General features: G+C 59.6%; 4 protein-coding genes. 1 reads left to right on the top strand and 3 read right to left on the bottom strand.

What is annotated here, in order from left to right:
- Nucleotides 1-10 precede the first annotated feature (10 nt).
- Nucleotides 11-757: a flagellar brake protein gene (locus AC1DVF_RS28515; protein ID WP_093442101.1), complete on the top strand. Its 747-nt coding sequence runs from the start codon at nucleotides 11-13 to the stop codon at nucleotides 755-757.
- A gap of 73 nt (nucleotides 758-830) precedes the next feature.
- Here the strand turns inward: AC1DVF_RS28515 and AC1DVF_RS28510 are convergent, their stop codons facing one another.
- The 3 genes from AC1DVF_RS28510 to AC1DVF_RS28500 all read right to left on the bottom strand — a co-directional run.
- Entirely contained in the window at nucleotides 831-2,210 is a 1,380-nt protein-coding gene (locus AC1DVF_RS28510; RefSeq protein ID WP_116256244.1) for an MFS transporter, read from the bottom strand.
- Nucleotides 2,211-2,279: 69 nt separating this feature from the next.
- Nucleotides 2,280-3,521: a glutamine synthetase family protein gene (locus tag AC1DVF_RS28505; protein WP_477783546.1), complete on the bottom strand. Its 1,242-nt coding sequence runs from the start codon at nucleotides 3,519-3,521 to the stop codon at nucleotides 2,280-2,282.
- Nucleotides 3,522-3,721: 200 nt separating this feature from the next.
- Nucleotides 3,722-4,194 (bottom strand): sensor histidine kinase (locus AC1DVF_RS28500; RefSeq protein ID WP_477783545.1); only part of this gene is annotated, 473 nt, incomplete at its 5' end.

The raw sequence follows: 4,194 nt of genomic DNA, 5'->3' as shown, positions 1-4,194 counted from the left end.
TTGATAAACCGTGTCCAACGCCCTCAGCGCGGATGATGCTCCGCAGCCCCCTAAGGTGCTTACCACGCCACTGGAAATCTCCAGCAACCTGCGCCAGCTGCAAGAAAGCCACGATCCGCTGATCATCACCTTTCATGAGCGCAGCCAGCGCTTCCAGAGCTATCTGATCAAAGTCGACCGCGACAGCGCTACGATCGCACTGGACGAGATGATTCCGCGTGATGGCGAACGTTTCCTGCAGGCCGGTGAGCCATTCAAGGTTGAAGGTTTTCATGAAGGCGTGCGCATCGCCTGGGAATGCACCGGCACGCTGAATATCGAAGAATCCGAGGGTGATCGTTTCTACACCGGCGCACTGCCGACTGAAGTGGTTTACCACCAGCGCCGCAATGCCTTCCGCGCAGCACTGAAACTGACCGATCTGGTCAGCGTTGAACTGGGCGGTGAAAAACTCAAGGCGCCAATCAACGGCAAACTGCTGGATATCTCCGCGACCGGCTGCAAGCTGCGTTTCGAAGGTGATATCACCGACCGCCTGCAATTGGGCCAGGTTTATGACCGCTTGATCGCCCCGCCGCTGTTCGGCAACCAGCCGATCTCCGTCGAATTGCGCTATCTGCATTTCGAAGAAAAACTCAACATCACCTTTGCCGGTCTGCGTTTCCACAACATCAGTGGCCAGGCTGCGCGCAACGTTGAGCGTTTCGTGTATCAGTTGCAACGTGAAGCACGCCGTTTCGACAAAGACGATCTCTGATTCGTTGCGGCCAATAAAAAGGGCAGTCCTTGGCGGGACTGCCCTTTTTTATGCGCGATGTTTTTTGTTCAGTTCAGGGTCTACCGCCGCTGAGATCAGGCGCGGGTTTATCGGTATCCGGTTCGACTTCTGCCGCAGGCTCTGACGGAGTATCAGCTTCAGGCTCGGGACTTGCCGGCGCCTGCACAGGGTCTTGCACCATCTGCTCCTGCACCACCTGCTCGTCTACCCGAGGATCAAGGGCCGCCACCAGTGGTGAGCTGGACATGCTGTCCGGCATGGCCACGTGATGCAGCGGCGCGTCGTCGACCTGATGCAGATTGGTCACGGCCTTCGGCCGGATCCGCCACACCAGCACCAACGCGAAGAAGCTGAAGAACGCATACAGGCTCTGGCTGCCAAACAGCTTCATCAACACGCCCGCAAGCAACGGCCCGATGCTCGCGCCGACACCATAAGTCACCAGCAGCATCGCCGTCAGCGACACGCGGCGATCACCTTCCACATGGTCATTGGAGAATGCCACCGCCAGTGGGTACAGACAGAACTGCACCAGTGAACACAGGAAACCAACCCCGAACAACACCTCCAGCGGAACCTGCGGCAGCACGGCCAACGGCAACGCCGCCACCGCCAGAAACCCGGCAAAGCAGCGAATCAGCAGCGCCCGGTCATAACGATCGGACAACCAGCCCAACGGCCACTGCACCAGTAAACCGGCAAAGATGCAGCTACCCATGAACAGACCAACCTGCTCGGTCGATAGCCCTTGTTGCGAGGCGTACAGCGGTGCCAGACCGTAAAACGAGCCGATGATCAAACCGGCACCCAGCACCGTACTCAACGACTGCGGTACGCGCTTGATAAAGAAGCGTGGCTCCATCGGCGCCGGATGCAGTGGCGCCGGGTGAATCCGCCGCGTCAATGCCACGGGCACCAGACACAGGGCGAAACACAGCGCGACCAGCATCAGCAGTTCCAGCCCCAGGCCCGGGTGCATGACCAGAATCAGTTGGCCGAGGACCAGGCCCAAGTACGAAGCGATCATGTAGCCGCTGAACACCAGGCCACGTTGATTGGCGTCCGCCTGTTCGTTGAGCCAGCTCTCGATCACCATGTATTGGCACATCATGCCCAGACCGACGATGGTCCGCAGCACCAGCCACGCCGGCAGCCAGTCGACCAGACCGTGGCCAAGCACCGCCGCCCCGACGATCCCGGCACAGGCCGAATAAGCACGGATATGCCCGACCCGGGCGATCAACCGGTGGCCGATCTTGCCACCCAGCACCAGGCCGAAATAGTTGGCCGCCATCAACGCGCCGACCCAGAGGCCGTCGACATTGTCAGCGGCCAGTCGCAATGCCAGATAAGTGGATAGAAGGCCCGAGCCGATCAACATCATCAGCGAGGCGAAATACAGTGCTCGAAAGGATTTCCAGATTTGGCGCATCGGCGTTCCGAGCGGCTCCTTGCAGTTAATATCGGGCTACCAGAACGATAGCCCGATGGCGGCGGTACGTCAGGCCTGGGCTGCTAGAACACGTCGTTCCCAGGGAGTGATTTCATCAAAGAAGCTGGTCAACTCCATGGTCTTCGAAGCGATGTAGCCTTCGATGAACTCCGGTCCGAACAGTTCCCTCGCCAATTGGCTACGTTTCAGACGTTCGAGCGCGGCGTGCAAGGTACACGGCAGCGCAAGATTGTCCGGCACCGCGAACTCGCCCTGAATCGCTTCGCTCGGTTCCAGCTCATTCTCGATCCCGTGCAAACCGGCAGCCAGACTGGCGGCGATCGCCAGATACGGATTCGCATCGGCGCCCGGCAAACGGTTTTCCACCCGACGGGCAACCGGCGAGCTGGCCGGAATTCGCAGGCCGGCCGCCCGGTTGTCGTGCGACCAGCAGGCGTTGTTCGGTGATGCGTACGGATGGCACAGGCGCTGATAGGAATTCACATTAGGTGCAAACAGTGCGGTGAAATCAGCCATGCCCGCCTGCTGGCCACCGATGAAGTGACGGAACATCGCGGTCGGCTCACCGTGCGCATCACTGAAGACATTCTTGCCGCTAGCGGTCTCGACGATGCTCTGATGAATGTGCATCGAACTGCCTGGCGTGTGTGCCAGCGGCTTGGCCATGCACACCACAGTCAAGCCGTGCTTGAGCGCGACTTCCTTGAGCAGGTGCTTGAACAGGAACGTCTGATCGGCCAGCAGCAGTGGATCACCGTGCAGCAGATTGATCTCGAACTGGCTGACGCCCATCTCGTGCATGAAAGTATCGCGCGGCAGACCGAGTGCCGCCATGCACTTATAGACTTCGTTGAAGAACGGCCGCAGACCGTTATTGGAACTGACGCTGAACGCCGATTGGCCATCCTCGCGACGCCCGTCAAGGCCTACTGGCGGACGGAATGGCTGGGTCGGATCGGCATTCGGCGCGAAGACAAAGAATTCCAGCTCGGTCGCCACCACCGGCGCCAGGCCGCGCGCGGCATAACGGGCAATGACTTTCTTGAGCTGACCGCGAGTCGACAGGTTGGAGCTTTCGCCGCTCAACTCATCGGCATCGCAAATCGCCAGGGCACGCGGGTCGTCACTCCATGGCAAACGATGGATCTGGGTCGGGTCGGCAATCAGGGCGAGATCGCCGTCGTCGCTGCCGTAAAACCGTGCTGCCGGGTAACCGCCCATGATGCATTGCAACAGCACGCCACGGGCCAGTTGCAGACGCCGCCCTTCGAGGAAACCCTCAGCGGTCATCACTTTGCCGCGCGGCACGCCATTCAGATCCGGCGTAACACATTCAATCTCATCAATGCCGGTCAATCGCTGCGCGAGTGAACCCTGGCCATCGGTTGTCATGACGCAATCCTTGTTATTGTGCGAGCCGCGAACGGCGACCCGCACAAAATAGGCTCCGGCTGTTCGGAATATCAAGCAGCGTCAAAGAAAAACCTGTGTCACGGCAGATAAAGGCTGAACACCCCGCCGCCAAGCGGTCCGCCGTTGCGGATTTCGGTGCGTCCTTCGACACCATTGCGCTGATGCAGCGCCGCGATACGATTGGCGAAATACAAACCGAGCCCGGTGCTGCCACTGCTGTGATTGATGCCCTGTACATAATCGGCCTGGCGCTCGAGCATCTCGGCCGGATAACCGTCGCCGTCGTCGTTGATACTCAGCACCAGTTGCCCGGCCTCGTCACTGACGGTGATCAGCAGCGATTCGCGGGCGTAACGAATGGCGTTATTGATGCAGTTGCCCAGCACCGAGGCAATCAGCTCACGGTCGAAGAAACCCAACGGACTCAGCGGATCGACTTCATAGGTGGCGATGATCCCGCGACTGGCAAACACTTCCTGATGCGCCGCCAGTTGCGCCTCGATAAAGTCATCGAGTTCGTGATACGCCGGTTGCAGCGGCATCTGGTTGA

It is taken from the genome of Pseudomonas sp. P4_D7 (genome assembly GCF_056401755.1).
This window is presented reverse-complemented; position numbering and strand designations above follow the sequence as displayed.